Source organism: Nocardioides malaquae (assembly GCF_015070385.1).
GTDB classification, from domain to species: Bacteria; Actinomycetota; Actinomycetes; order Propionibacteriales; family Nocardioidaceae; genus Nocardioides; species Nocardioides malaquae.
The window spans coordinates 1-271 of record NZ_JADCSA010000397.1 but is presented as its reverse complement, the minus strand read 5'-3'; the positions used below and the strand labels follow the sequence as shown (position 1 = coordinate 271).

General features: G+C 50.6%; 1 protein-coding gene. It reads left to right on the top strand.

The features are described from left to right. The coding region (locus IEQ44_RS17225) for a hypothetical protein (protein WP_227487640.1) at positions 1-221 on the top strand (221 nt) is incomplete at its 5' end. Between the last annotated feature and the right edge of the window lie 50 nt (positions 222-271).

The window sequence follows — 271 nt, the reverse complement described above, 5'->3', positions numbered from 1 at the left end:
AGTTTCCCATCGAACTCCCATTCTCAATACAAGGACCCACAAAACCAATCAATCGTGTTTCTTGTCCCGCTATCACGAATCAAGTTGGCGCGAAGCAAAAAGTTAGCAATCCCTGGTTAAATAGAAAGTCCAGTCAGGTTCGTTTCCCGGCTTCCGCCTATGTGCTCGCGCCCCATCTACCGGAGCCAAAACTGAATATCCCCCACGGCCTAAAAACCTGAACCACACTTGGGAAGTGAGGACGCTGGCGTCGAATGTTCGCCGATCTACC